Below are 1813 nucleotides of genomic sequence, written 5' to 3' on the forward strand. Positions count from 1 at the left end.
AAAATATGGTAATAGCATGGCGGGCCACTGCCCGCCATGAGCAATACAAAAATTTTGCCAGAAAACTAAGCAGCTTAATGACAGTTAAAATGAGCACGACTACGACAGCTCAGCTGGTCAGTAACATCTACCTCCAAAACAGAATAATGTTATAAACAACATTGTCATTCTAATTGTATAACTTTTACTGTTTCTTTTCAATATTAAATTATTATTTCAGACACCTATTTACAGAATATTTGATACTGTATTTGTTTTCATTCCTGCAACAGATTTCTAAATGCTCATCAAAAATCAAAATCTTTACGACATTATTTCTAACTATCCCTTCATCATATGTGCTATTCTCACAAACTATTTCGCCTAAAGCTTTCTGAATCCACTCCTCATTCAATGTGGGAGAATCAGCACACATTTCTTTCCCTTTCTCAATCCTTGTAGAACATCTCCAAACTACCTTACCTCTTTCCGTTCGCCTCCGGTAAGATGCCCCGCAATCACCACACACAAGCAAATTTCCCAAAAGATATTTGCCATTATATTTGCTGGTGCTTGATTCCATTGTGCCATCTTCTTTACGGACTAGCCTTGCGCGTCTAGCCATTTCTTCCTGAACCTTATCAAATACTTCGGCAGTAATAATAGCTGGATGACTATTCATTATATAGTAACGTTCTCTTTGACCAGCATTTTTGCTTTTTCTTCCTGTTATAAAATCTTCCGTATAGGTCTTCTGTAATAAAGAATCACCCTTATATTTCTCATTCTTCAGTATCTTTTGAATAACAGCTGTTACCCATACTTCTTTCCCTGTAGCAGTTTTGATCTGATGTTCTTCCAGATACTCTTTTATTTGTTGTAGTGTGCTGCCTTCCAAATACAACTGATAAATTTTTCTTATGATATTGGCTTCTTCCGGCACGACTATCCATTCATCATTGTCACGTTTGTAACCCATAGGTATTTTGCCGACAAAGTCATCCCCACTTTCAAATTTGCGTTTGTATCCCCATTGAACGTTTTCAATCAAATTACGACTTTCTTCCTGAGCTAAAACTCCATTAAATACAATATCAATTTCTTTTTCATCTTCAAAAGAATTCAAGTCTTCCTTTTCAAAATATATGTTTATATTCCTTGCTTTTAAACTTCGAATAATTGTTAGTGTATCTAATACATTTCTTGATAATCTACTGATGGATTTGATAATGATATAATCAATTTCACCTAGATATGCCTTCTTAATCATAGCATCTAAACCGTTCCGCTTCTCTTTTTTTAGTCCACTTTCATAATCATAAAATACTCCTGCAAATTCCCACTCAGGGTTCGTTTGAATCAACTCGGTATAATACCTGATTTGAAGGTCTATACTGCTTCGCTGACTTTCACACTCAGTACTGACCCTGCAATATGCCGCAACCTTTAATTTTCTGGTATTCTTTAAAGAGCTTTTTGCGGGAATAAACGTAATCTTTTTCATAATCATATCCTCCTTTACATTCAAATAATCTCTCGGAATCTCTAAGCCTTGATTTATAAGGCTTTCAGATTCCTTTTTTATTAAAATCCCCCACTTTTTTGTCAAAACACTTGACAAATCCATCGAAAAATGCGGCGCTTCGCGCCCTTGTTTATAAGATATTTTTCGATTGGAGGCGATTTTTATGTTACCTGTAAATCCCGGCGGGCATTCCGCCTATCAGAACTTCGTTGTTGAAATGCTGTGTAAATACTATCCGAACCCTCATGCTATCGCTCGTTCCACTTGGGATATCATTGACCGTTTCTGGAACCTCGACCTTTCCTATAC

Annotated in this window: 1 protein-coding gene; it reads right to left on the bottom strand. The window is 36.2% G+C overall.

Translation table 11 applies throughout. The annotated features are described in order from the left end of the window. Window positions 1–211: 211 nt before the first annotated feature. The gene (locus BQ9856_RS14190) at window positions 212–1483 is read right to left on the bottom strand and encodes a recombinase family protein (protein ID WP_077611617.1); all 1272 of its coding nucleotides are present in this window, start codon (window positions 1481–1483) and stop codon (window positions 212–214) included. Window positions 1484–1813 lie beyond the last annotated feature (330 nt).

This window comes from Clostridium sp. Marseille-P2415, from assembly GCF_900155545.1.
GTDB lineage: Bacteria > Bacillota > Clostridia > Lachnospirales > Lachnospiraceae > Lacrimispora.

Bases quoted from the DNA above. Each gene is read 5' to 3' on its own strand.
- BQ9856_RS14190 (WP_077611617.1), bottom strand. From the start codon at position 1,483: ATGAAAAAGATTACGTTTATTCCCGCAAAAAGCTCTTTAAAGAATACC.